Raw genomic sequence first — 24,569 nt, 5'->3', positions numbered from 1 at the left:
CCTCAGATCAGGTGGCAGCGACGGCTTGCGCGGAGAGGCCGCGGCGGTCGAGTTGCTTGACCGACAAGTGCATCCAGACCAGCGAGATAACGACGATCGCAAAGAGCAGCATGAAGCAGCTCGACCAGAGGCCGGTCATATCCTTGAGAAAGCCGAAGGCGATCGGCAGGATGAAGCCGCCGAGACCGCCCATCATGCCAACGATGCCGCCGACCGCGCCGACGCTCTCGGGATAGTAGGCAGGGATGTGTTTGTAGACGGCAGCCTTGCCGAGGCTCATGACGAAGCCGAGGGCGAAGATGACGACGATGAAGACGACAGGCGTGATGCCGAGTGCGGAGCCGGAGCCGGCGGCCGGGAGCGAAAGGATGAGCGTTGCGACGGCTGCGACTGCGAACATCACGTACATCACGCTACGAGCGCCCTTCTTGTCAGAGACAACGCCGCCGAAGGCGCGGAAGATGCTGCCCGGGATGGAATAAGCGGCCGCGACCATGCCTGCAGTTGCGAGATTGAAGCCGTAAACACCGACCAGATAGCGGGGCAGCCACAGAGACAGGGCAACGAAGCCGCCAAAGGCGAAGAAGTAGTAGAGCGAGAAACGCCAGACCTGGACGTTCTTCAGCGGCGCGAATTCCTGTGCCAGGCTCTTGGAGGCAATCTTGCCTTCGCGGCGAAGGCGGAATGCCGGGTCATCCGTCGTGGTGAACCAGAAGACGATTGCCATCAGCGCCAGGCCGACGGCCCAGATCTGAGCAACCGCCTGCCAGCCCCAGGCGATCAGTACGAAGGGCGCCGCAAACTTGGTCACCGCGGCTCCGACATTGCCGGCGCCGAAGATGCCAAGTGCCGTCCCCTGCTTCTGAGCCGGGAAGAAGGGCGAGACATAGGCGACGCCGACCGCGAAAGAGCCACCGGCAAGCCCTACGCCGAGGCCGGCGATCAGCATCTGCGTATAGGTCTGGGCATAGGAGAGGAGGAAGGTCGCCAGGGCAGCGGCCAGCATGGTGAGCGTGTAGACGAGGCGGCCGCCATAGCGGCCGGTCCAGATGCCAAGGACGATACGGACAAGCGAACCGGTCAGAACCGGTGTGCCGACCAGCAATCCGAACTCGGCCTCGTTCAGGCCGAGATCCTGTTTGATCCGGATGCCGATGATCGCGAAGATCGTCCAGACGGCAAAACAGAGGGTGAAGGCAATCGTGGACATCCACAATGCTTTGGCTGGTTCGCCGGCGGACATGGACTGCGTGTTCCTGATAACAGACATGGCTTCTCCGGGGCCCGACAAGGTCGTGCCTATCCATCGCTAGGGGTTAAAAACAAAAAGCCGCTGGTCAGGGCGCGCTTACACGGGAGGTGCGCGAGATATCCTGATCAGCGGCTTTGCTGTGGGCGCCCGTCGTTGGACGCAAATTCTTGGCCTGTTGGCCTGCCTATTACAAAGCAAGGGCCGTGCCAGTTTAATTAAGTCATTGTTTTTGAATGGATAGCATTGATCGCGAAAATCAGGCGATCATTTATGCGGTAACGCATGCGCAGCAATCGCTCTAAAAATTGTGCAATGCATATAAAATGGGCATGCTTTAGCTGCGGACCTGGCTGGCGATGTAACTGTCGACGTCAGCGGGATCGAACAGGCCGCCATCGAAGAAACCGTCCGGCCCCAGTGTCAGTGCGCCGCTTGAGCCGACAGGGGTTTCGACCTGAAGCGCACCTTCCACCTTGGAGCTTGCGGCCGGCATGGCAATATTCAGTGCCTTGAGGGCACTTCGGTAAATATCGGGCCGGTAAGTGTCGTTGGCGATCTGCTGATGCTCCGGAGTATGCCGGATGTGCTCCCAGCGAACCATCTGCGTATAGAACCATAGGGCGTGGCTCTTCCAGGGAAAGGTCGCCGCCTTGGCATTGGGGACGAAAAAGTCCCTGATGCTCAGCGTTTCGCCTCCGCCGATTTTCAGAAGGCCGGTTAGTGCGGGCAGCAGACTTTCTGCGGGCCGATCCACGTAGGCGGGCCGCGCCAGGAGGTTGGCAAGTTCCTCGCGATTGCCGGTGTCAGCGCACCAGAGGGAGGCGCCGTAAAGAGCGCGCAAGAGAGCCGCCAGGGCTTCGGGGTGACCATCGGCCCAGCGGCTGTTGACGCCAAGCACCTTCTCCGGACTGGATTTCCAGATGCCCGCCTTCACTGTCGCCAAGTGCGCTCCGCTGTGGAGCACGCCGAGCGTATTCCAGGGCTCGCCGGCGCAATAACCGTCGATCAGACCCGATGTCATCGCATCAGCCATATCGGGCGGCGGCAGGATGCCGATCTCTACATCCTCCTCGGGGTCAATGCCGCTTGCTGCCAGCCAGTAACGCAGCTCGTAGTTATGGCCTGAATAGGGGTGGACGACGCCAAAGCGCAGTCGTTCGCCTTTCCTGTTGTCGATGACCCTGCGCAAGGCGAGACCGCTGGAAAGTGCATCAAGATCCGGCGAGGCGCCGCATTCGGCCATCTCGCTCCACAGGCCCGCGGAAACGGTCACGGCATTGCCGCCAAGTCCAAGCGCCATCGGCACGATCATACGCGGTGCCGGTGCGGTCAGTCCGAGATTGCAGGCGATCGGCATGGGGGCGAGAATATGGGCCACATCGAAATGGCTGACCGCAAGCCGGTCGCGAATCGTCGCCCAGGAGCGTTCACGCACGAGCGTCAGCGCGACGTCCTGTTCGGCGGCAAGGCCCTTTTCCTTGGCGACAACCAAAAGCGCGCTATCGAGAAGCGGCAGGAAGCCAGCGGTAATCTGATGCGTGCTTGTCATGCGTCGGTTCCCGGATCGAGGAGGATTGCGGCTGTGATCAGGCTCTGCGCGATCTCGACGATCTTCCTGTTCTGGTTCATGGCCGTGCGCCGCATGAGCGCATAGGCCTCATCTTCGCTCAGCCCGCGGGATCGCATCAGCAACCCCTTCGCGCGGTCGATCAGCCTGCGGTTTTCCAGTTCGCCGCGCGTTTCCTCCAGCTCACGGTTCAGGCGCGAGAAGGCGTTGAAACGGCTGATAGCCATCTTGAGGATCGGGCGGACACGCTCCTGCTTCAGGCCGTCGACGATGTAGGCGGAAACGCCAGCTTCAACAGCGGCCTCTATGGAAGCTTCGTCCGACTTGTCGACGAACATGGCAATGGGGCGTTTTACGGCGCGGGAAATCTGGAAGATGCTTTCCAGCATGTCGCGGTTCGGGTTCTCGAGGTCGATCACGATGACATCAGGGTTGATTTCCATGATGCGCCTTGCAAGGCCATTCATGTCATCGATGAGCGTGACGTTGTCATAGCCCGCCTCGCGCAGACCGACTTCGATGATCGACGCCCGAATGCTGTTCTCATCGATGACGAGCACGTTGAGGTCGCTGGGTTTGGCAAGAGGGGTCATTATGCGTCTACCGTCGTGTACTCGTGAGACGCATGGAGCGGACCGTCTTTGATGTCAGTTTGACCGGAAGGGATCATGGCTTCGTCGCAAACGCCCTTGAGTTTTGAGGTCATGCATAGACTCTCGCGAGGCGCATTGCTTGCGCGATGTTCGCCTTAAAATCAAGCTATTTTGCGAATCGCCTAATTATTGAGCTTTTGGAGATCGGGCGAGCATCTCGTCCTTTGTATCTTACTTTGTCCGCGCAAGCCGTAGTTACATCGCCTTTCAAATCCAAGGAAAGAGAAAACAATCGCGACACATGCCGGATGTTCTCTGGGACCGTAACGCAAATGGAGAAACCAACCACCATGTTCACATTTTTGCTTGTCATGGCCGCCACGGCTGTCGCGCTTGCTGGTAGCGTGTTCGCCTCCCGATCGGTTGACGTCGCTCTTTCGGTCGTCCCCGCGAAATACCGTCCCAGCCAAAAACAATCTCTTCGGGACGAGCTTCGGTGAACGCAGGGACTGCCCCAGGTCACATGCTTCATTTGTCGCGTTTGGGCTGGGTTGCCAAGTTTTCCGGTTCAGATCCAAAACGGTTTTGGATCAGCGGTCGCCGAAATATATAGCGGGTGGGAAGGATGCCCGTTGGATGTAAGCTTGAGTGCGCAGCACCGGGACGACCGGAGCATTTCGAAAACTCTGGAACCACGTCCGAGGTACGCGCCGTGTCTTCCCCACGCGCAGACGATTTGGCTGTAGTCCCTGCCGATCCTACGAAGATAACGATCGTTCGCCGGTCCAACAGGATCGGTGTGTTCGTAGATCAAACTTGGAGAGGTCGATCTCAGTGCAAACAGGTTGCCGACCACGAGGCCGCCGAATCCCCACGACCTAGCGAAGGTGATGCATCGACGAAGGGTCGGGTCGTCGTCGCGTGCGTTCGCGGTGGATGGGTTGAGCATCAAGAACGCAACTGTTTTCTTCAGCGGGTCCCATTGGCGCTCGAGCCGGTATCGATAGCAACCGCATCTTGAAAACACTGCTGACGAGACGATGAAATTGTCGCTCATTCGCCATTTTCCACTCGGCCGTCAGTGATGGACCGTCGCCGTTGCCGCCTCGCTTTCGAGGATGACGATGCCGGAATAAAGAACCGGCGTACCGTCGCGATCACGAAAGCATCTGCCAAATGCAGCCACCCGCACGTAATGATTGTTTGCTGCCATGACACGGTAGACCGACTGCTGAGGTCGCTCGCCAACGATGGTTTCGGTGATGGCTTTCGCCAGCTTCGGTCGATCTTCGGGGTGGACACGGTCCAGATACGACTGAAGCGGCAAGCCGCGCATGGTTTCCTCGGCAGCCAGTCCGAACAGTTCCGCAAGCGCGGCGTCGGCGTACACGAGATCTTTGGTCACATCCCAAGTGAAGATCCCTGCATCCTCTGTTTCGGGGTCGGACAGGTCTACCGCGAAGATGCGCTCGGTGTCCGGTTTGTCGGCGTCCGGCTTCATGGATCCTCCAATTGGAAAGGTTTTAGAGCGTAGTCGCTGTGCGGCAAGGGGAGATCATTCCTGGGTCCGTCTCAGTAGGACCGCAGTAAGTCATCGCTCAATGTGAGGACTTCCATAGTTTATCTCCACCTGCTACTTAGGCGGTCGAAATGCGGCCACGTAAGAGGTTATATGACTGACGCGACAAACAGCATTGCAGCAACGAAGGCGCATGTCACCTTGCGTAGCGATCTGACGGGAACGTTGGCTTTTGTCTTTGTTGCCAGTCTTGCAATACTTGTCTGGGCGGGATGGGGAAAAACAAGCGACGTAGATGGGACCGTCCGGCCAATAGGTCCCAATCCGCAAATCAGCGCTCACCAGTAATAGTGCCTGTTTTAGAGGCTCGCTCAGGCGGTCGCTGACGGTCAAGCGCCGCTAGTGAACGTCGCGCTGTCCACGAGAGAAGCGCCATCGAGGCGAGCTTTCAGCGATGTCGGTCAACACCCGCCTTTTTGGAAGACATGCGTTGCAAGCATGGCTGGGATCGATTCTTGGCGCTCCAATCCCCCACATGGCGCCACTATATGAAGGCCATCGAAGTAATCGAAGCGCCAACGACTGGCAGCTAACTTCGAAAGCCCAAGGAAAGGGGATTATCATGAATGTAGCACGTTCTTTCAACAATTGGCGCAAGTACCGTCAGACGGTCTCCGAGCTTGGCCGGATGAGCAACCGCGAACTGCACGACCTTGGCATCAATCGCGCCGACATCGAGATGGTAGCAAGGGCTGCCGCGCGCTAAGTAGCGCTATTGCAATGGTTTCGAAGCGCTCGTCTTTTCAGGCGGGCGCTTTTGTTTGTGCGGTCGCTCCCGAACCCGCGATGAGATGTGTGCCGGGTTAGGAGAGAACTTTCCTGCGGATTATACGCGTCCGATTGTGGGCGCTGGTCGAGAGGCGAAATCAGCGGCTCTGCTACTCCTCATTCCTATGCTTGGTGGAAATGAGGAGTAGGGTTCAGCAAGTAAAGGGCCGCGGAGAAGCCGCGGCGCTACAGTCCATCACTCCGCGGCCTGTCGAGCCATCGGGTTGTTCGGATGGGTCGTCCAGTTTGCATAATTTGGATCGACAATCTTGCCGGTGCGCTTGTCGAGATCTCCAACCGGAAGCTGCTCCATGGTGATGCAATTCTCAACAGGACAGACGTTGACGCAGAGATTGCAGCCGACGCATTCCTCTTCCATCACCTCAAACTTCCTGACGCCATTCACGAACTGGGTAATCGCTTGGTGCGAGGTGTCCTCGCAGGCGATGTGGCAGCGACCGCACTTGATGCAGGCATCCTGGTCGATCTTCGCCTTGGCGATGTAGTTGAGGTTGAGGTACTGCCAGTCCGAGACATTCGGGACCGCGCGGCCGGTGATGTCGTCGAGGTTGCGGTGGCCCTTGGCGTCCATCCAGTCAGAGAGACCGGTGATCATCTCCTGGACGATCTTGAAGCCGTAGGTCATCGCCGCCGTGCAGACCTGCACGTTACCGGCACCGAGCACCAGGAACTCGGCCGCATCGCGCCATGTCGTGACGCCGCCGATGCCTGATATCGGCAGGCCATAGGTTTCCGGATCGCGAGCGATCTCGGCCACCATGTTGAGGGCGATCGGCTTGACGGCCGGTCCGCAATAGCCACCGTGGCTGCCGCGCCCGTCGATCGACGGTTCCGGAGCAAAGGTGTCGAGATTGACCGAGGTGATTGAGTTGATCGTGTTGATCAACGAGACGGCGTCGGTGCCGCCAGCCTTGGCGGCCCGCGCCGGCTTTCTGATATCGGTGATGTTGGGCGTCAGCTTGGTGATGACAGGCATGCGCGTGTATTGCTTGCACCAGCGCACGACCATTTCGATATATTCCGGCACCTGTCCGACCGCGGAGCCCATGCCGCGTTCCGACATGCCGTGAGGACAGCCGAAGTTGAGCTCGATGCCGTCGGCGCCAGTCTCCTCGACCAGGGGCAGGATCGCCTTCCAGGCATTCTCCTCGCAAGGAACCATGATCGAGGCGATCAGCGCCCGATCCGGCCAGTTCATCTTCACCTGCTTCATCTCGCGCAGGTTGGTGTAGAGGTCGCGGTCGGTAATGAGCTCGATGTTGTTCAAGCCGAGCAGGCGGCGGTCGGCGCCCCAGATCGCGCCGTAGCGCGGGCCGTTGACGTTGACGACGGGCGGACCTTCCTCACCGAGCGTCTTCCAGACGACGCCGCCCCATCCGGCCTTGAAGGCACGTTCGACGTTGTAGGCCTTGTCGGTCGGCGGTGCCGAGGCCAGCCAGAACGGGTTGGGCGACTTGATGCCGACGAAATTATTGCGGAGATCAGCCATTGTTCATTCTCCCATTCACGCGACGGCAACGGCCGGCTGCGCGCCGGCAGCAAGCATACGGTTGATGGATTCAGCGGCGTCGCGCCCTTGCGCGACCGCCGAAACGGTCAGGTCGTCACCGCCGACGACGCAGTCGCCGCCGGCCCAGACGCCGTCGAGCGAAGTCTTGCCATCCGCATCGATGGCGATGCGGCCGGATTCCATGCGCAGAGCACCGAGGCCTGACGCGTCGAAGGTCTGACCGATCGCCTTGAAGACCTGATCGGCGGCGATGACACCGGTTTCGCCCGTCGTCGACAGGCGGCCATCGACTAGCTTGGTATATTCCACCTCGATCGCGGCGACCTTGCCATCCTGTGCAAGAATCGACTTCGGCGCCAGCCAATGGCGGATTATGACGCCCTTGGACGTCGCAAGATCCTGCTCGAATTCCGAGGCGTTCATGTGCTCCTTGCCGCGGCGATAACAGATCGTCACCTCTTCGGCGCCGAGGAGCTTCGCCTGCACGGCGGCGTCGATGGCGGTCATGCCTCCGCCTAGAACGACGACGCGGCGGCCGATGGCAACGTCGCCCTTGTCTGTGGCCTGGCGCAGGCCTGCGATGAAGTCGACGGCATCATCGACGCCGGCCAGGTTTTCGCCTTCGACACGAAGCGCATTGACACCGGCAAGGCCGATCCCGAGGAAGACGGCATCATATTGCGACTGCAGATCGGCGAGTGAGAAATCGCGGCCGAGCAGTTGGTCGTGACGGACTTCGATGCCGCCGATCGCAAGGACGTAGTCGACTTCCTTCTGGGCGAAGTCATCGACCGCCTTGTAGGTGGCGATACCATATTCGTTGAGGCCGCCGGACTTTGCCTTGCCATCATAGATGACGACGTCATGGCCTTTTACGGCGAGGCGGTGAGCGGCGGCAAGGCCAGCAGGACCGGCGCCGACCACGGCGACCTTCTTTCCTGATGAGGCGGCGCGGCTGTAGAATTGTCTATCCGCCTCCATGGCGGTGTCGGTAGCGTAGCGCTGCAAACGACCGATTTCGACAGGACGCTCCTCTGCCGTGTTGCGCACGCAGGCCTGCTCACACAAGTCTTCGGTGGGACAGACGCGGGCGCACATGCCGCCCAGAATATTCTGGTCGAAGATCGTCTTTGCTGATCCGATCGGATTGCCAGTGGCGATCTGCCGGATGAAGAGCGGAATGTCGATGGAGGTGGGACAGGCCGTCATGCACGGCGCGTCGTAGCAGAAATAACAGCGGTCAGCTGCAACCAGCGCCTCGTGCTTGTCGAGGCGTGGATGAAGATCGGAGAAATTCGACTCGTACTCTGCGGGCGAAAGCCGGCCAGCACGAATCCCAGTTCCCAGTCGTTCCATTGAAGTTCCCTCATTATTGGTAAACGGCCAGTGAGGGAAAGCGTAACTCAGCTTCAAAAATTTATCAAACGGTAAAATTTTCGAAGTTTTTTGTGCCTATATCGTTGTTTTTATATTGTTATTTTCTTTTGAGCCGAGGGCTGTCAGAGCCTGTTATCGCCCCGCAAATAAAAAAGTAAAGAAATCGATATTTTTCTGAGAAGCGCCGGGAACCATTTGGATACCTGCTCGTTACTGCGATATCCAAACGATGACCGCATCGACCCAACATGCGCGCCCCCAACCCATCGTTTGGACGTACTCACGGTCCCCTCCCGGTGAGTGAAAGAACAGCCGGTGCGCCGCCCTCGCACTGGCTGTTCTTCGTTTAGCGCATGGCGGCTTTTTGAGGGGGGCGCCTAAGAATTTCGAATTCGGCGTCGGGGATTGTGAGGTTATATTCGATCCTACCAGGTACCAGCGTCAGTTCGGCCTTGCCGTTGACAGAGGAGGGTACGACGCGCTCCAGCACCGTTTTACCGAAGCTGTTCTCGCTGAATTCATGAATCTCGGCGGGATCGCACAGCGTCTCCGTCCAAGAAATCTCGATGGTCCTTCGTCCGGCCGAGGCCACTTCCCGGCACGTTAGAGTGACGGCAGGCTTGCTGCCGGCGATTGCTCCGTAGGAGGCCGAGTTGACGATCAATTCGTGAAGCGCCAGACCGACATGCACAGCGGCATTGGGAGTGAGGTGAACGTTTATCCCGGAGATCGGCGGCGGTCCCGCGGTCTCCGGCCAATACGGTGCGAACTGCTTCTCAGCCAGTTCGAAGAGGAAGGCACCACGCCAGCTGGAGTCGGTAATCAGATCCTGAGAATTCGACAGCGATTGCAGCCGCCCCCGGAATTTCATCAGAAAGCTATCCAGTGATATGGTGTTGCGGGCTGTTTGGGTGGCAATGCCCTGGATAATTGCGAGAAGGTTCTTGGAGCGGTGGGAGAGTTCGCGAAGAAGGGACTTCAGCACTTTCTCGCGATGCCGCGTTTCCGTTACCTCTGAGATGACGGAAAGGATTCCGACCGGTTGATCGCCACCGGCGCGTTCGATTTTCAACTCGTAGGTGCGCATTTCACCGTCGATCGAAATGTCGACCTCGGTCGTAGCAGGTCTTCCGGTTTCGAATACCTGCTGCTTCAGTTTCGCCAGATTGGCTCCCTGCAGCTCGCCGAAAAGATCGGCGTCGGTTCCGCCTGGTATCGCCAGTGACTGGAAATGCGGAGGCAGGTTATCGGCATAGGTGATCGATAGGCGAGGATCCTGGTAGATCACGCAGATCCCTGCACTGGCGAGGGCTCGCTGCAGCAATACCGCTTTTTCTTCCAGCGCGAAGGGCATGCCGGGCACTGGTTCATTCGTATTCACCTAGTCGCCTTTCCCGTGTTGATCTTCTCTCAGTCCCCCTGAGAAAGATGCCCTTCGATAGGGAAGCTCATCCTAGAGTAAAGCGCTGAAACAAAACCTTAAGGCGGAAGAGCGTCTCGGATTTACCCGAAACGCACCCCCGTTTCCTTTTGTTCCTCTAAGGCGCCATTTCCTCAGGCAGCGGCCTTGGTGGATTCGTTGAAGAAGAGCGCCTGACTGATCAAGGCCTTGACCATGTCAGGATTGAACGGCTTCGTGACCAGGAATGTCGGCTCCGGTCGTTCGCCGGTCAGCAATCGCTCCGGAAAGGCGGTGATGAAGATCACTGGCACGCTCGCGGTCTTGAGGATGTCGTTGACCGCATCGATGCCGGAACTGCCGTCGGCAAGCTGGATATCCGCAAGAACCATGCCCGGCCGGGTCCTATTGTAAAGCGCAACTGCTTCGGCGTGGGTACGCGCAATGCCGGTGACGCGGTGGCCCAGGCTTTCTACCATCTGTTCGATGTCCATCGCGATCAGCGGCTCGTCCTCGATGATCATGACATCGGTTGCAACCTGGCGAGAGATTTCGCGTGATGCGCTGTCGAGCAGGCCGACCACTTCATCTTCTTCCACGCCCAAGATCTCGGCGATCTCTCCGACGCGAAAGTTTTCAACAGAGGCCAGGATAAAGGCCTGACGGGCGCGCGGCGAAACCTTGGCGAGGTTCAGCGTTGCACGCTGCTCCCACGCGTAAGGTGACGCCGGTTCCGGAATCTGGACCGTGACGGAACCAAAGAGCGCGGTGAAAAGTTTGTACAATGCGACGCGGTCATCCGCAGTATCCGGGAAAATGGATATGTCGGTAATGATCGCCTCAAGCACAGCAGCGACGTAGGCGTCGCCTGAGGTCTGCGTTCCGGTAAGCGCGCGGGAATAACGACGCAGGTAAGGAAGGTGCGGCGCGATTCGAGTCGAAAGTGTCATTTAAAGCTCCCACTAGAGGCCCGAGTGGCCCTCAATGGCGATTAAAACGTCACGGACTGTAAAAATGTTCCTGAGAAGTAGGAACTTTTTTTCCCTGGCAGCATTATCGTGCCTACAACAGAGGGCTCATCGCATTTGTTCCATGGCACCTGACGGGGTGTTCGCCAATCAGTCGGCCCAAGCGGCTGAATTAGTTAAGACGAACTTAAGGCGGGCGGCAGGACGAGCGAATAACAGAAGTAAAGTGACGATTGATGACGACACGGAAGAATGAAAAAGATCGGCAGCGGCTGGAAATGCGCGCAAGCGATATACTGGACCCGAACAGCCAGATCGGGGTAAAGCTACGATCGCTCTATGCTGCCGTGCAGGAAGAGGCTATTCCGGACCGCTTTCTCGATCTGCTCGAGAAGCTGGATCAAGCCGAACTTGTCGCTTCGGCCAAAGCCGCGAAGTAGGTGGCTCCATGGAAAAGCAGCAACCGAGCTTCAAACGCGAACTTCTCGCGTCTCTTCCCAGCCTCCGAGCCTTCGCTATCTCGCTGATCGGCCGCCACGATCGGGCCGATGACCTTGTTCAGGACACCATCATGAAGGCCTGGGCAAAGCAGGATCATTTCGAGATGGGCACGAACATGAAAGCCTGGCTGTTTACGATTTTGCGCAACGAGCTTTACAGTCAGATGCGCAAGAGCGGACGCGAAATCCAGGATAGCGACGGCTTGTTCACCGAGTCGATGGCAATGCACCCGTCGCAGTATGGGGCGCTTGACCTTCAGGATTTCAAGAAGGCACTCGACCAGTTGCCGCCCGATCAGCGTGAAGCGATTATCCTAGTTGGGGCCTCGGGGTTCTCCTACGAGGAAGCCGCGGAGATCTGCGGATGTGCCGTCGGGACTATCAAGAGCCGCGTCAACCGCGCTCGTCAGCGCCTCCAGGAGTTGCTTCAGATTTCCGGCGAGGCCGATTTCGGACCGGATGCGACGTCGTCGCCGCTGACCTCCAAGGCTTTCGCTTTCTGAATTCTGCACATCTCAGCGATTAAAGGCCGGCTGCCTCGGGGCGCCGGCCTTTTTCGTGAAAGTTGATTGCAGCAATGCGAGCCGTCAGTCGTCTCGCTTGGAACCCATGAGATTGGCTGCCACGATTGCTGCGAGCACTCCGGCGGTCAATAAGGGTTGCGCGCGGACGAGACCAATGCCGACTGCGGCGAGTGATTCCAGTGCCTGTTTGCGTTCCTGTGCACGACGGGCTTCCTGCGCGTTGATCACCATCATGATGACGAGGACCACGATCGCGATCAGCAGTGCTGCGGCGGCCAGGAAGAGGGCTGCGCCGATAGGCCCGTAGATCCCCGATAGCCATATCGCACCAGCAACGACCGCGAGTGTGTAGGCGGTCAACAAAAGCACGGCGGCAATCGCCACGAAAATACCGTTGCGCTTTGTACGCGCAACGGTCCGATGAACACTCGTGCCTACCAGCAGGCTGAGAATGGGGAAGAGCATCGAGCCTCCTTAACGGCGGGCAAGGAGGGCGAGGACAAGCCCAAAGGCTGCCGCGGCGCCGACGGTGGCGAGGGGATGCTTGCGCACCGTGTTGCGCATTTCATGCGCGCCGCGAAGATAGCCTTCCTGCAATTCGTGGATCAGGTCTTCGCTGCGGGCGACAAGATCGTCGTAACCTGCCGCCGCCTGATAGCGAAGGCGATCGCTCGACTTCCGCGACTGCTTTCCGGCAATCTTCGTTAGCGCTGCGATCTCCTCGCGAAGAGACTCGATCTGCTCTTCGATGGTGGATTCGATGTTGTGAAGCGTGCCGCCGTTACGCCGGCTGCGAATGGGGTGGAGGAGCGAAGAGGCCACGATTTTCTCCATCGGTAAGGCGCGCTCTGCTGCGGCCTGGTTTAACACAGGGCCGTCGCCGACGTTTGCATGAAGATTGTCGCCCGGCAATGACCCAAATCGTCAATTGCTTAACGCGGTCGTCCGGCAAAAAGTTCCGCTACGCTGGATTGTATCAGGCCTGGATCGCACTATGCGCAAGTACGAAAGGCGTGCCGTCCTTCGGGACCTGATTAATCCGCAGCGCACAGCCAAAGACGGATTCCATCGTCTCGTCCGTCAAGACATCGCGGACGCTGCCGCTGGCAGCCACTTGCCCCGATTTCATCAGGATGATCCGGTCGGCAAAGAGCGCGGTCAGGTTGAGGTCATGCATGACGGCGATGACGCCGCCGCCAGCCTCGCAGAACTTGCGCGCCAGCGTCATGATGGTCAGCTGGTGGCTGATGTCGAGGCTGGATACCGGCTCGTCAAGCAGAAGCCAACAGGGCTTGTCGTCGACGACAGGCTCGGCGATCTGGCAGAGGACGCGGGCGAGTTGAACACGCTGCTGCTCCCCACCCGAAAGCTCCTGATAGAAACGGCCTTCGAAGCCGTCGAGATCGACGGAGGCCAGCGCATTCGCAGCAGTCTGCTCGGCCTTCTCGGGTTTTCGGTTGACGCCGGTGGTCAAGCCCATCCGCACCACTTCGCGCACGGTGAATGGAAAGGAGATCGAGCTTGCCTGCGGCAGCACGCCCCGCATTGTCGCCAGCTGCCACGGCTGTAACCGGTTGACTTCCTGCCCATTGAAAGCAATGGAGCCGGAGTAGGGAAGTTCACCCGAGACCGCCTTCATCGTCGTCGTCTTGCCCGAACCGTTCGGGCCGGCAATCGCGGTCAACTGTCCCGCCTCCGCCGTAAAACCGACCTGACTGACAATGGTCTTGCCGGAAAGGCGCACGGAAACGCCGGATACTTCAATCATTGCTCAATACTCAAAGGGCAAGGCGTGCGCGATGCCGCAACAGAATCCAAAGGAAGAACGGGCCACCGACAGCCGCGGTAATGATGCCGATCGGCAGTTCGGCCGGCGCGACGATGGTCCTTGCAAGCACATCTGCGAAAATCAGCAGTGAGCCGCCGAGAAGCGCCGAGGCCGGCAACAGGAAGCGGTGATCGGGGCCGATCGACATGCGCAATACATGCGGAACGACGATGCCGACGAAACCGATACCGCCGCTGACCGCGACGGAAGCTCCAGTTGCTGCGGCGACGCAGACGATGGCGATGTTTTTCAACCGTTGAACGGGGACACCCATGTGAAACGCTGTGGCTTCGCCAAGCGTTATCGCATTCAGGCCACGCGCCATGAACGGTATCGCGGCGAAGGAGAGAAGGATGATGGGGCCGGCGGCGGCAATCTTTGCCCATGTCGCTCCAGCAAGTGAGCCCATGCCCCAGAAGGTGAGGTCGCGCAGTTGCTGATCGTTGGCCATGTAGATCAGCAGGCCGGTGAGCGCACCGGCAAGCGAGCCGAGCGCGATGCCGGCAAGCAGCATCGTGGCGACCGAGGTCTGGCCGTTCCCGGTTGCGATCCGGTATAGCAACCACGTGCTGGCAAGGCCGCCGCCGAAGGCTGCGATCGGCAAAGCGTAGATGCCGAGCAGCGTGTAGAGCGGTGCTGCAAAGGTGTTGGCGAGCACAATGATAACGACTGCTCCGAGACTTGCCCCGGAGGAGACGCCGACCAGCCCGGGGTCCGCAAGCGGATTGCGGAACAGGCCCTGCATGATGGCGCCAGAGACGGCCAGCGAGCCACCGACGAGGAAGCCAAGGATGGCGCGGGGCATGCGGATATCAAAGATGATGATCCTGTCACGCGCGTTCAGGGCTTCGTCGGAGCCGGCGATGTTGGCAATGACATCGACAAACGAGGCGTTTGAGGCGCCTGTCGTTACTGAAAACAACAGAGACAGGACGGAGCCAGCCGCAAGCAGAAGGATCGCCAACAGGGCAAGGCGACTGCGATCGCCCGCCCTGTGGAGTTCCCGGAGACCTGCCAGCGAAAACATGGCGCGCTTCTGTCCCATGGCGTCCAAGAGAGCCATCATCAGCTCCCGTAGATCGCCGCGTTCAATTCGCGGACGGCGCTCGCGGTGCGGGGGCCGAAACCGAGGAGATGCAGACCATCCATACGAATGATCGCCTTTTTCTGCGCGGCAGGCGTCAGGGCCAATGCTGGCTGCTTGAGAAGGTCTTCATTGGTGGTGCCGGATCCGTCGCCGCGGTTCATCATCAGAATGACATCAGGTTTGGCTTCGACGATCGCTTCATCGGTGAGGGGCTTATAGCCGGGAAAGTTGCCCACGGCGTTGACCGAACCCGACAACTTGATGATGCCATCAGCAGCCGTGCCGGTGCCGGAGGCCATGATCTTGCCGCCCTGCATGCTCAGAATGAAGAGGATGCGCTTGCGCTCGCTTTCGGGCCGCTTGGCGGCGTCGGCGATTGCCGCGTCCAGATCCGCGCCGACCTTGTCCTCCAGCGCCTTTGCCTTGTCGGGCTGAGCGAGGAGATCGCCGACCCGGTCGATCTTGGCGAGGATGCCTTCGCGGGTATAGGCATTGGGTACAGTCTCGAAGGGGACGCTCGCGCCCTTGAGTACGTTGAGCGCTTCCGGAGGACCGGATCCCTCGATGGCGATGATCGCCGTCGGGTTCATCGCAAGGATGCCTTCCGGCGACAGCGCGCGCATATAGCCGACATCGGGCAGCTTCGTTGCCGCTTCGGGATACATGCTGGTCGTGTCGCGCGCGATCAGGCGGTTCTGCTCACCAAGCGCGTAGATGATCTCGGTGACGTCACCGCCGACGGAGACGAGGCGGCTCGTATCCAGTTTGTCGGCGGCCATCACATCGGGCGCGGCAGCGAACGACGAGATGATCGCCGCCACCGAAAATGCCATTGCCCGAAGCCGCTTGCTTTGCGGTTCCTTACGCATCGTCATCTCCCGCTCAAGCCGCGACGCTGGTTCCTGCGCGCGGCAGGTTTTCCATGATGGTGCGCCAATCGTCGCGCTCGTCGGTGCCTTCCTTACGCTTGCCGAAGAACTGGATGATCATTTCGCCCTCGGCATTGTAGGCCTCGAGCGAGGTCACATGGCCGTCCTTCGTCGGCTTGCGCACGGCCCAGGTCTCGGTGATGTGATCCTGCCTGAGGTGCAAGTGGAAGGTGGGGTCGAAGATGTTGATCCACGGACCCATCGGCTGCACGTTGAAGATCGGGCCGGAATGGATCTGGACGATGCCGTTGTTGGCGACAAAGCACATGACCGGTAGGCCAGCCTTGACCGAGGCGTGCATCATCTCCGCCGTCGCGGTGTTGTCGAGCTGCCATGCATAATCGTCGCCGACGGTGCGAACGGCGACCTGGCGGCCGATCTTCAGCTTGCGCAGCATGCCGAAGAATTCGTGCGTGTCGGTGAGCTTGCTCCAGTGCTCCCGCAGTTCATCGCGCGAGACTTCGCCGCTCTCGTCCATCGACGTCGGCGCCGGATCAGCTACAAATTCCTGCGACTGGTCGTCGAGCTTCAGATCGCGGACGATGGCGTGATAGGCCTCGACGTCAGAGCTCGGGCGAAGATGGATCTTGTGAACGGCGTTGCCGGCCTTGTCGAAGTACTGCAGGCTCAGGCGTTCCTGGTCGCCGTCCTTCTTGGAGACTGCGAAAGCATGCGCCCAGCGGTTCGGGAAAATGCGGAGGTCGATGTTTTCCCCAAGCACGATCGAAGCGTGCGGTCCGGCGGTGATGTTTTCGTAAACGCCGATCTTTTCGTGAACAGCGCTTTCGTTGCGGGAAAGGGCCATGACTTCGCCGAGTTCAGCGACCCGCTCCAGAAGTTTCAAGGCGCTGCCGTCGATACGGGTCGCGCTGACGCCGACCTCGGCTGCAACTAACGCGGCTTCCGGAATCTGAAGCTGAGCGGCGATGTCACGCTCGCGCATCTTCGGATTCTCTGCACGGAATGCGCGAATGTCGGCGGGAGCCGGTTTCGTGGTTTCAGTCATGTCCTAGCCCTACTTATTGAGAATGAGTTTGCCCTGACGGGTGATTTTCATGCGGTAGACCACGCCATCGTGGCGGATCATGATTTCGGTCGCTCCGCGAAAAATGTCCGCACTTTCCAGAACGCGCATTTCTGCCGTTGGTTCGCGCTGCAGCGACGCATGACTAAAGGTGTCTGGCTTCTCAACCATCATTTCCGGTCGGTTATTTCTGCTTGATCCGCGGCGCGCAACGCCGGGAAAATCCATTATTATCTTGACTCTCATAGTCATCATTTTTTAATGACGCAATAGCGGACTTTATAAGTCAAGTTTTAGGTTCTACTGATGGAAGGAATGGCAGTGAGCAAGGTTGCAGCGCTTTTGACGAGCGGTCTGATCATGGTTGCGGGTGCTTCTCATGCTCTTGCTCAGGATGCCGCCGCAGCATCGCCGTCCAAGGGGATCGAGGTCGAGTTGAATGGCCTTGCGCCCTCGCAGAAGGGCTGCATGATGACCTTCGTCGCGCTCAACAATCTCGCTGCGCCGATCAGCAAAATCTCCTTCGAGCTTGCTTTCTTCAACGACAAGAATGCGGTGGACCGGGTCACCGTACTGGATTTCCGTGATCTTCCACAGGGCAAGAAGCGAGTGCGTCAGTTCGATATGCCGAACGTCAAGTGCGAGAGCGTCACGCGTCTGCTAATCAACGACGCGCCGATCTGCGATGGGCCGGCCTCGGGTGAATGCATGAAGGGGCTCGTCACGCGTTCACAGGTTTCCGTTCCCTTCGAGGGTTGAGTGGCTCGCCGGCATGACAGCCGGCGATTTTCTGTTTCAACTGGCCGAGGCAGGCGCAAATGGCAGTTTCAGCAAAATCCGAATCGAGAGTCATTCTCGTCGAGGAGCCGGTCGCCGATAGCGGAATGAACGACAACAATCCCGGAATGCATCCCGGGCATGAATTGTCTGATCTTCGCAATGCACCGCGCCAGCCAGCTGCGGAAGTCTCCATTCATTATGCCCGCTTGGCATTGATCGAATCCTTCCCGCAAGACCCGCAGAGCGCCAGCAGCAGCGTCGCAGCGGCGCCGGCGCTGGACGCAAGTGCCGAAAGGGAAAGGAACGAAAAACCACGTCAGCGCAATGTGGTGATGGCTTGCCTCAGTTCCTTTGCGTGCCATGTGGCCATCATCGCGATCCTGGTGGTCGGATTTGTGGTCACACCGCACGATCCGGTCGAAGAAGCCGGCGAGGTGGTGAGCGTCATTATTCTTGGCGATTCCGAGGCGGACCAGGCGGCGGCGGGCGAGAAGGCTGAGGAGCCGCAACCCGAGCAGATCGTGGCCGAGACCGTACAGACGCAGACGGTCCGGCCGATGGCGGCGACGCCGGCGGAGTCAGCGACAACGGAGCCGGTGACCATTGCGCCGACGCAAGAGGTTACTCGTGTCTCGCCGGAGAGCGTCGTTGCCGCTGAGCCTGAAGTGTTGACCTCGCTGTCGCCATCCGAGACAACCGTTGTGCAGCCGATGGCGACCGAAGTAGCGGCCGCGGTTCCTGCGGAAACGCCTTCGGTTACTGAAGGAGCGCCGGAACAAGTCAAGCCAGTTCAACCGGTCGAAACGGCAACTGTCACTCCCGAGCCGGATAAGCCAACGCCGGAGCCCAAGCCGAAAGCGGAAAAGCCCGTCAAAAAGCCCATCGAGAAGAAGGAGCCGCCGAAGAAGGCTAAACCATCCGCTGGATCGGGCGGTGAAAACAAGCAGGACTCCAAGAGAGGGGCCGCCGACGGGACCGAGACGGCAACGTCGAACCAGAATTCGCGCGGCGCTGGCAGCAGTGGCGGTGCCGGGAGCGCGGCCGTTGCCAATTATCCCGGCAAAGTGCAGTCGCGGATCAAGCGCTCGGTCAGGGTGCCGTCGGAATACAAGCGCATGAGCGCATCGATGAGTGTCCGCGTTCGCCTGACAATCGGCGTCAGCGGCGATCTGAGCGGTCTTTCGATCGCGCGTAGCTCAGGGATTCCTGAGCTGGATCAGGCTGTTGTCGAGGGTATCCGGCGCGCTGCGCCATTTCCTCCGCTCCCTGCAGAGTGGGGCAAACCGGTCTGGTCGTTCACTCAGGACGTCCAGGTGACAGGCCGTTGACAAAATATGACTATCATAATCAACTTTATACTTTACTCTAAAAATCAAGTTTAATAAGGTCCCCCGGCACACGCAGGAATCGTGTGACGATCAACGAGCGAACGGGTGGGCAATGGCTCGAAAGACGAAGAAGGGTTCCAACCGCGAGATCCGCGTCAGCGCTGATATCCAGACGGTTCAGGAAACGTCCGGGCGGTCCAAACTTGATGGACGCAGCTTCCTGTATGTCGGCGGACGGGACTGCCAGGTGGCGCATCTTCGTCAGATCGCAAGCAGCTTTGGAGCAGAACTGATCCACCACGATGGCGGTCTGCGCGAAGCGGTCTCGCGCATCGACACCGTGCTTCCGTCCGTCGACTGCGTCTTTTGCCCGATCGACTGTATCAGCCACGATGCCTGCCTGCGCGTGAAGACCGGCTGCAAGAAGTTCGGCAAGGCCTTCATTCCGCTTCGGAACGGCAGCAAGTCCAGCCTGGAACGTGCGCTGCAGACCATGAACGAACGAGACAATTCCCGATGAATGAAGAACGCCCTGACGGGGTCATGATGATCGGCCTGCACAAGCTCGCCGCTCAAAGAGGCGACGGCCTTGTGCCGGAGCTCTACGATCTGCTCTTGCGGAACGCCGAGCGACGCCGAGAGTATCCCAACGTGTCCGAATTTCCGCTGTGGGAGGCAAGAATGCCCGGGCAGGAGCCGGAGAAGCCACTTGGTCTGGAGGCCGCGAACGGCAATAATGTCGTGGCCTTCGCGCCTGTGCGGACCGGCACAAAAGGGAAGGGATAGGGATTCTCCATGTATATTGCGATGAACCGATTCAAGGTTGCGATCGGATCTGAGGCGGATTTCGAGGAAGTTTGGCGCAACCGCGATTCCAGCCTTTCCGAGGTTCCCGGCTTTGTCGAATTTCGCCTGCTGCGCGGAAGGACGAATGCCGAGGAAGACTACACCCTGTTTTCCTCGCATACACTCTGGCGGAGCGAAGAAGACTTCGTGAACTGGACGAAGTCTGAGAACTTCCGCGCTGCGCATCGCAGCGCCGGCGAGCGCAAGGCGATGTACAAGGGACCGCCGGTTTTCGAAGGCTTCAATGTGGTGGCTGGCATCTAACCGCCGAACTGGATCCGGATCGCGCGGAGGTTTTGCCCGTTGCCGTCGCTTGGTCTCGATGAAACGCTGGCCTTCTATCGCGAGGTGCTTGGCTTTGACCGGATCATTTACCAGTCTCCGGATTATCTCATGTCTCGCCGGAACGAGATGGAGCTGCATTTTCGGGCTCGTCGGCGAGCGAGCGCCGTGCGAGGCGACGGCCGTCTATTGGTGCGGCGGTAGGAAAGCCGCGTTCCATGCCGAGCTCAAGAAAGAAGAGCGGCGCGCCTGACGGGCACTGGAGCGACTCCCGTGGGGCATGGAAGACTTCTATGTCCACGACCCGCACGGCAGCCTGATGCGGCTTGGGCGCATACTGGTCAGCTGATCGATCAGCTTCGGCGGAAAAGGGCGCCCGCCGCGATCGCTAGCCAGCCGAACATCATGGCAAATCCGCCTGTCGGCGCGGCCATTGGGAACAATCCGGAACCTGCATAGCGCAACGCGACGAGATCGCCTGCAAAGAGAAGTGTACCCGCGCCTATCAGTATGCCGGCGAGCCACGCGGTGCGGAGTCTTTCAGCCCCGATGGCAAGCGCGAGCAGGGCAGGGGCGTGCGCCAGGCACATCGTCGAAGCCGACGCAACCAGATGCGCTTCGCCGCCACCGTGCGCCGCGGCAGCCGCCAGTGCCACGCCGGCAAAGCCGAACAGACCGGCGAATAGGTAGAATAGCGGTGCGATGCGCGTGTTCAGCGTCATGGTTGTTCTATTCCTTGTTCTGCATGTGATAGGCAAGTCGCTCGATCGGCGGCAGGACGATTTCGCGCAGCTTCGGGTTGGCGACGGTTTCCTCAAGCGCGCGGCGGAAGCAGAGAAGCCATTCATCGCGCTCCACAGGGCCGATCTCCGCAACAAAGTGCCGGCTTCGGAGGCGCGGATGCCCACGCTTTTCGGTGTAGAGTGGCGGTCCGCCGAGATACCCCGTCAGGTATTCGTAGAACTTCTCCTCGCTGCCTGCCAGCGCCGGCGGGTGGACCGCGCGAACGTGCTTTGCTTCCGGCAACGCATCCATCAGCTCGTAGAAGCGGTGCGTCAGCGCACGGATGACGGCGTCGCCGCCGATTGCCTCGTAAAGCGTGATGACTTTTTCCGTCACGGTTCCGCTCCTCAAAATCCTTTAATGCCCTGGCAACAAGGGAACTGCAACCGCCAGAAATAGTCCATAGTCCGCGGCAATTCGTCGTCGCACTACAGGCTACTTGACAAAACCGTCTGGACGGTATCTTTTATGATCATGTCACTCGCTCATCACCGACGTAAGCAACCTCTCGTCGTACGCCAGCAGTTGCTGGACGTAGCCGCGCGACTGACGATGGAGCAGGGCATGGCCGCCCTGACGCTGGATGCCGTTTCCGGTGCTTCGGGTGTGAGCAAAGGTGGGTTGCTCCATCACTTCCCGACGAAGAACGCCTTGCTTGACGCGCTTTTCGAGAGCCTCCTCGATCGTTTTGATGTCGATATCAATGAGCGCATGCGCGAGGACCCGGCGCCGCATGGCCGTTTCAGCCGGGCCTATCTGCATGCCGTCGCCGATCTGAGGGGGCGCCCCGACGAGGCTGCCCACTGGGCGCAAGTGACCGTCGCGCTGCTTGCCGAGCCGCGACTTCGGCAGCGCTGGCGCGAGTGGATACAAGAGCGGACCGAAGAATACGTGGGTACGGATTCGTCCGTCGACGCGCAGATCATTCGGTTCGCGGCCGACGGCCTCTGGCTTGCCGACATGCTCGGTAGTTATGACGACGGCGGCGATCGCCAGGCGCTGATTGCCCGCCTTGTCGAATTGACCAACAAGTAAAATAGGATCGCGCCATGGCTCCCGCTGCAGTCTACGCCCTGCTATTTGCTGCGATTGTGCTCGAGGTTATCGGCACAACGGCACTGCAGTTGTCGCAGCAGTTTACCCGGGCCACGCCGACGATTGTCCTGGTTGTCTGCTACGCGGCGGCATTCTATTGCCTGTCGATGACGTTGAGGATCATTCCCGTCGGTATCGCCTACGCGATCTGGAGCGCGCTCGGCATCGTGCTGATATCCGCGGTCGGCCTCATCTATTTCAAGCAACGGCTCGATCTGCCGGCCATCATTGGCCTGGGGTTGATCATTGCCGGCGTGCTGGTGGTCAACCTTTTCTCGAAATCGATATCCCATTGATTTTATCCGTATCCGGACTTATCTGGCTAACGATCTTGATCCGCTACGGCGCGGCAAATGTCGTCGCGACATTTTGACCACCGCTGCGCGGGCTTGTGAAAAATGGAGCCATCTCCATATCTTTTTGAACTTTTCACGGCTTATCCTACGCATTGGACAACCCATGGCCGACGGCACCGCTCACGCAGGTCTTTCCGAAACTCAAGCTTCTCCCGCGAAGGGCCAATCCTTCAGCACCGTCGGCATCGAGCCGATGGGCCGGCCGAGCGCTATCACCCGCTTCTTCATGGGTATCGTCGCCTGGGCGGAAAAGCTTAACTTCAAATATGCAAAGCTCGGTAATCCGCCGGTCTATGACAACGCGACCTTCCCTTGGGCCGCCGAGGTTGAAAAGGCCTGGCCGCAGATCCGCGCCGAGCTTGACCGCGTGCTCCTACGACAGAGTGAGCTGCCGACATTCCAGGACATCTCGACGGACGTGAAGTCGATCTCCAGCGATAACGGCTGGAAGACATTTTTCCTGGCCGGGTTCGGCTTGAAGTCGGAGCAGAACATCAAGGCCTGTCCGCAAACCTGGCAGTCGGTGCAGAAGATACCGGGACTGAAAACCGCCATGTTCTCGATCTTCGAGCCCGGCAAACATCTACCGGCTCACCGCGGCCCTTACAATGGTGTACTTCGCTTGCATCTCGGCATGATCGTGCCGGAACCTGCAGACAAGCTCGCTATCCGGGTCAAGGACCAGATCTGCCACTGGCAGGAAGGTAAGGTTCTGATCTTCGACGACGCCTACGAACACGAAGCCTGGAACCACACGGACAAGACTCGCGTGGTGCTGTTTGTCGATTTCGTGAAGCCGTTGAAATTCCCGGCACGCCTCGTCAACTGGGCGCTGATGAACGTCGCCGTGTTCACGCCCTTCATTCGAGAAGGGCTGGATAACCACAAGGAATGGGAAAAGAAGTTCTACGCGGAAGCGGAAGCCTTCAGGAACAGGCCGCAGAACTAGCGATCATTTCCGGAACTGAGAAAGAGGCCCCGCACACGCGGGGCCAGTTGATTCAGGATCAGTCGAGAACCTGAACAACGCGGTGCGTCTGAGGTTCAACGATCATGTGGCGGTCATTGATAACGGTGTAGGCGTACTTCGGGTTGTCTGGAACGGGTGTGACAATAACGTCCGCCGGAATGGGCTTGCCCACGACGATTGGCTGCTGGATCACGACGGGTGCGGTCGGCGCGGGTTGTGACTGAACGTAGGTGACGACTTCGTGCGGTGGCGGATCGATCACGGCGCCGGCAACGGCGCCCGCCACACCACCGACTGCAGCCCCAACGGGACCGCCGACAATTGCACCGGTAACCGCGCCACCGGCTGCGCCGGTTACGGCGCCATCAGCCAGAGCGGTCGTGGCCAGGGATGACAGCGCGATCGCGCTGCTGACAAGTAGAGCCTTGTACATTTGCTTCTCCTTAGCTCGAGTTTGCGGAACACAGAACGAGCATGGAGGGCCGTTGTTCCCGAAAACACGGCACTTGCAAGAGAGACGCTTGAAGCCAAGGCGTCAGATAAAGTGACGGGAGATGCCTTGAACCTGAGCCGATGAAAAGGGGTCTCGAGGTCGTTCGGGGGACTGCTCAGTTGTTATTGGCCGCCATCACTTTGCGTTTCGCTTTGGTGGCCAGGTACATGACATAATCTTCCGCAGCGTTTGCGAGATGGAGCAATTTCCTCTTCCCGCCATCCCGCCGCTACCGCGCGACGGACAACATCGGTGATTGCCGCTTTGCAGACGGCTTCGCATTCTCGCGAGCGTCCCGTGTCTTCGGCGCTGTATTGCGGAGAATTGATGTTCGACATGGCTGCAAAGTGCCACAATCCGCCGCGTTATCAACGGGATGCTAATGGAGTGGTTGGCCGGTAAGGCTAAGCCGGTGGGATTGGCTGAGATGCGGCCGCCGCGGTTGCATCAAAAAGACAACGGCGGCCGCGCATGCACGAATATGGTACTTCCAGCAGTGCTAATATGTGCCGTTTTTGTTAAGGAGCGTTGAATCGAAATTGGCGTTCGGCGAGTTCGTCCGGGGCGCAAATGACTTGATCTGAGCGCGCCTGCGCAGCATTCGAGCAAGCGTCGCGCCGCTGCCGTCATTATCGGCTTTGGCTACCGATAGCGGCCATAAAAAAGCCCCGCGATTGCGGGGCTTTCTGTCTCGTGTGGCTCAGCTCGCC

At 59.3% G+C, this 24,569-nt stretch carries 30 protein-coding genes; 11 read left to right on the top strand and 19 right to left on the bottom strand.

Going from position 1 to position 24,569, the window contains the following annotated elements; all coding sequences use genetic code 11:
• Window positions 1-7: 7 nt before the first annotated feature.
• The 5 genes from FHT97_RS09030 to FHT97_RS09010 all read right to left on the bottom strand — a co-directional run bounded on the left by FHT97_RS09030 (window position 8) and on the right by FHT97_RS09010 (window position 4,913).
• Window positions 8-1,270, bottom strand: a complete 1,263-nt coding sequence (locus FHT97_RS09030) for a nitrate/nitrite transporter (RefSeq protein WP_183861485.1) — start codon at window positions 1,268-1,270, stop codon at window positions 8-10.
• A gap of 316 nt (window positions 1,271-1,586) precedes the next feature.
• A complete protein-coding gene (locus FHT97_RS09025) occupies window positions 1,587-2,801 on the bottom strand; it encodes a CmpA/NrtA family ABC transporter substrate-binding protein (protein ID WP_183755627.1) in 1,215 nt (404 codons plus the stop codon).
• Window positions 2,798-3,412 carry an ANTAR domain-containing response regulator gene (locus tag FHT97_RS09020; protein ID WP_183861483.1) on the bottom strand — a complete coding sequence of 205 codons (615 nt, stop codon included), beginning with the start codon at window positions 3,410-3,412 and terminating at the stop codon, window positions 2,798-2,800. Before FHT97_RS09020 ends, FHT97_RS09025 begins: the two co-directional genes overlap by 4 nt.
• A gap of 568 nt (window positions 3,413-3,980) precedes the next feature.
• Window positions 3,981-4,469: a DUF1643 domain-containing protein gene (locus FHT97_RS09015; RefSeq protein WP_183861481.1), complete on the bottom strand. Its 489-nt coding sequence runs from the start codon at window positions 4,467-4,469 to the stop codon at window positions 3,981-3,983.
• A 21-nt stretch (window positions 4,470-4,490) separates the two neighbouring features.
• Window positions 4,491-4,913 carry a PAS domain-containing protein gene (locus FHT97_RS09010; protein ID WP_183861480.1) on the bottom strand — a complete coding sequence of 141 codons (423 nt, stop codon included), beginning with the start codon at window positions 4,911-4,913 and terminating at the stop codon, window positions 4,491-4,493.
• Between the two features lie 640 nt (window positions 4,914-5,553).
• On the opposite strand from FHT97_RS09010, the gene FHT97_RS09005 reads away from it, so the two are divergent.
• The gene (locus FHT97_RS09005; RefSeq protein WP_183861478.1) at window positions 5,554-5,697 is read left to right on the top strand and encodes a DUF1127 domain-containing protein; all 144 of its coding nucleotides are present in this window, start codon (window positions 5,554-5,556) and stop codon (window positions 5,695-5,697) included.
• A 258-nt stretch (window positions 5,698-5,955) separates the two neighbouring features.
• Here FHT97_RS09005 and preA read toward each other — a convergent pair whose 3' ends face one another.
• The 4 genes from preA to FHT97_RS08985 all read right to left on the bottom strand — a co-directional run bounded on the left by preA (window position 5,956) and on the right by FHT97_RS08985 (window position 11,016).
• Window positions 5,956-7,269 (bottom strand): NAD-dependent dihydropyrimidine dehydrogenase subunit PreA, encoded by a 1,314-nt coding sequence (gene preA, locus FHT97_RS09000; protein WP_183861476.1) that lies wholly within the window; start codon window positions 7,267-7,269, stop codon window positions 5,956-5,958.
• Between the two features lie 15 nt (window positions 7,270-7,284).
• Window positions 7,285-8,646, bottom strand: coding sequence for an NAD(P)-dependent oxidoreductase (locus FHT97_RS08995; protein ID WP_183861474.1), 1,362 nt, complete (start codon window positions 8,644-8,646; stop codon window positions 7,285-7,287).
• 367 nt (window positions 8,647-9,013) lie between these two features.
• On the bottom strand, window positions 9,014-10,021 hold the full coding sequence (locus FHT97_RS08990; RefSeq protein WP_183861999.1) for a PAS domain-containing sensor histidine kinase: 1,008 nt from the start codon (window positions 10,019-10,021) through the stop codon (window positions 9,014-9,016).
• Between the two features lie 200 nt (window positions 10,022-10,221).
• Entirely contained in the window at window positions 10,222-11,016 is a 795-nt protein-coding gene (locus tag FHT97_RS08985; RefSeq protein ID WP_114713500.1) for a response regulator, read from the bottom strand.
• Window positions 11,017-11,312: 296 nt separating this feature from the next.
• Between FHT97_RS08985 and FHT97_RS08980 the strand changes: the two genes are divergently transcribed.
• Both FHT97_RS08980 and FHT97_RS08975 read left to right on the top strand, forming a co-directional pair.
• Window positions 11,313-11,474 carry a NepR family anti-sigma factor gene (locus FHT97_RS08980; RefSeq protein ID WP_246719852.1) on the top strand — a complete coding sequence of 54 codons (162 nt, stop codon included), beginning with the start codon at window positions 11,313-11,315 and terminating at the stop codon, window positions 11,472-11,474.
• Between the two features lie 8 nt (window positions 11,475-11,482).
• Window positions 11,483-12,037, top strand: coding sequence for an RNA polymerase sigma factor (locus FHT97_RS08975; RefSeq protein WP_016554882.1), 555 nt, complete (start codon window positions 11,483-11,485; stop codon window positions 12,035-12,037).
• 84 nt (window positions 12,038-12,121) lie between these two features.
• On the opposite strand, the gene FHT97_RS08970 is transcribed toward FHT97_RS08975, so the two are convergent.
• From FHT97_RS08970 to FHT97_RS08940, 7 genes are all read right to left on the bottom strand, one after another.
• Window positions 12,122-12,523 (bottom strand): hypothetical protein, encoded by a 402-nt coding sequence (locus FHT97_RS08970; protein ID WP_016554881.1) that lies wholly within the window; start codon window positions 12,521-12,523, stop codon window positions 12,122-12,124.
• Window positions 12,524-12,532: 9 nt separating this feature from the next.
• Window positions 12,533-12,892 carry a DUF883 family protein gene (locus FHT97_RS08965; protein ID WP_183755634.1) on the bottom strand — a complete coding sequence of 120 codons (360 nt, stop codon included), beginning with the start codon at window positions 12,890-12,892 and terminating at the stop codon, window positions 12,533-12,535.
• A 142-nt stretch (window positions 12,893-13,034) separates the two neighbouring features.
• Window positions 13,035-13,826, bottom strand: a complete 792-nt coding sequence (locus FHT97_RS08960) for a heme ABC transporter ATP-binding protein (RefSeq protein WP_183861472.1) — start codon at window positions 13,824-13,826, stop codon at window positions 13,035-13,037.
• A 10-nt stretch (window positions 13,827-13,836) separates the two neighbouring features.
• Window positions 13,837-14,949: an iron ABC transporter permease gene (locus FHT97_RS08955; protein ID WP_183861997.1), complete on the bottom strand. Its 1,113-nt coding sequence runs from the start codon at window positions 14,947-14,949 to the stop codon at window positions 13,837-13,839.
• 2 nt (window positions 14,950-14,951) lie between these two features.
• On the bottom strand, window positions 14,952-15,848 hold the full coding sequence (locus FHT97_RS08950) for an ABC transporter substrate-binding protein (protein WP_183861470.1): 897 nt from the start codon (window positions 15,846-15,848) through the stop codon (window positions 14,952-14,954).
• A 7-nt stretch (window positions 15,849-15,855) separates the two neighbouring features.
• Entirely contained in the window at window positions 15,856-16,908 is a 1,053-nt protein-coding gene (locus tag FHT97_RS08945; RefSeq protein WP_183861468.1) for a ChuX/HutX family heme-like substrate-binding protein, read from the bottom strand.
• Window positions 16,909-16,917: 9 nt separating this feature from the next.
• Window positions 16,918-17,100 (bottom strand): hemin uptake protein HemP, encoded by a 183-nt coding sequence (locus FHT97_RS08940; protein WP_114713878.1) that lies wholly within the window; start codon window positions 17,098-17,100, stop codon window positions 16,918-16,920.
• Between the two features lie 186 nt (window positions 17,101-17,286).
• Between FHT97_RS08940 and FHT97_RS08935 the strand changes: the two genes are divergently transcribed.
• The 5 genes from FHT97_RS08935 to FHT97_RS08915 all read left to right on the top strand — a co-directional run bounded on the left by FHT97_RS08935 (window position 17,287) and on the right by FHT97_RS08915 (window position 20,144).
• A complete protein-coding gene (locus FHT97_RS08935) occupies window positions 17,287-17,685 on the top strand; it encodes a hypothetical protein (RefSeq protein ID WP_246712596.1) in 399 nt (132 codons plus the stop codon).
• Between the two features lie 59 nt (window positions 17,686-17,744).
• Window positions 17,745-19,034, top strand: coding sequence for an energy transducer TonB (locus tag FHT97_RS08930; RefSeq protein ID WP_183861458.1), 1,290 nt, complete (start codon window positions 17,745-17,747; stop codon window positions 19,032-19,034).
• A gap of 112 nt (window positions 19,035-19,146) precedes the next feature.
• Entirely contained in the window at window positions 19,147-19,554 is a 408-nt protein-coding gene (locus tag FHT97_RS08925) for a DUF2325 domain-containing protein (protein WP_183861456.1), read from the top strand.
• The gene (locus tag FHT97_RS08920; protein WP_183755641.1) at window positions 19,551-19,820 is read left to right on the top strand and encodes a hypothetical protein; all 270 of its coding nucleotides are present in this window, start codon (window positions 19,551-19,553) and stop codon (window positions 19,818-19,820) included. The genes FHT97_RS08925 and FHT97_RS08920 overlap by 4 nt, the downstream gene beginning before the upstream one ends.
• A gap of 9 nt (window positions 19,821-19,829) precedes the next feature.
• A complete protein-coding gene (locus FHT97_RS08915; protein ID WP_183861454.1) occupies window positions 19,830-20,144 on the top strand; it encodes an antibiotic biosynthesis monooxygenase in 315 nt (104 codons plus the stop codon).
• A 371-nt stretch (window positions 20,145-20,515) separates the two neighbouring features.
• Here the strand turns inward: FHT97_RS08915 and FHT97_RS08910 are convergent, their stop codons facing one another.
• Complete coding sequence (locus FHT97_RS08910) at window positions 20,516-20,884, bottom strand: DUF423 domain-containing protein (RefSeq protein ID WP_183755643.1); 369 nt, start codon at window positions 20,882-20,884, stop codon at window positions 20,516-20,518.
• A gap of 7 nt (window positions 20,885-20,891) precedes the next feature.
• Window positions 20,892-21,281: a group II truncated hemoglobin gene (locus tag FHT97_RS08905; RefSeq protein WP_183861452.1), complete on the bottom strand. Its 390-nt coding sequence runs from the start codon at window positions 21,279-21,281 to the stop codon at window positions 20,892-20,894.
• Between the two features lie 138 nt (window positions 21,282-21,419).
• Between FHT97_RS08905 and FHT97_RS08900 the strand changes: the two genes are divergently transcribed.
• The 3 genes from FHT97_RS08900 (at window position 21,420) to FHT97_RS08890 (ending at window position 23,345) form a co-directional block, all read left to right on the top strand.
• Window positions 21,420-21,980 carry a TetR/AcrR family transcriptional regulator gene (locus FHT97_RS08900; RefSeq protein ID WP_183861995.1) on the top strand — a complete coding sequence of 187 codons (561 nt, stop codon included), beginning with the start codon at window positions 21,420-21,422 and terminating at the stop codon, window positions 21,978-21,980.
• 14 nt (window positions 21,981-21,994) lie between these two features.
• Complete coding sequence (locus FHT97_RS08895) at window positions 21,995-22,336, top strand: SMR family transporter (protein WP_183861450.1); 342 nt, start codon at window positions 21,995-21,997, stop codon at window positions 22,334-22,336.
• A 163-nt stretch (window positions 22,337-22,499) separates the two neighbouring features.
• Window positions 22,500-23,345, top strand: a complete 846-nt coding sequence (locus tag FHT97_RS08890) for an aspartyl/asparaginyl beta-hydroxylase domain-containing protein (RefSeq protein WP_183861448.1) — start codon at window positions 22,500-22,502, stop codon at window positions 23,343-23,345.
• A gap of 58 nt (window positions 23,346-23,403) precedes the next feature.
• Here the strand turns inward: FHT97_RS08890 and FHT97_RS08885 are convergent, their stop codons facing one another.
• A complete protein-coding gene (locus FHT97_RS08885; protein ID WP_183861446.1) occupies window positions 23,404-23,799 on the bottom strand; it encodes a DUF1236 domain-containing protein in 396 nt (131 codons plus the stop codon).
• Window positions 23,800-24,569 lie beyond the last annotated feature (770 nt).

It is taken from the genome of Rhizobium sp. BK399, assembly GCF_014194695.1.
Lineage (GTDB): Bacteria > Pseudomonadota > Alphaproteobacteria > Rhizobiales > Rhizobiaceae > Rhizobium.
Note: the sequence above shows the minus strand (reverse complement) of the source record. Positions and strands in the feature narration are given on the sequence as shown.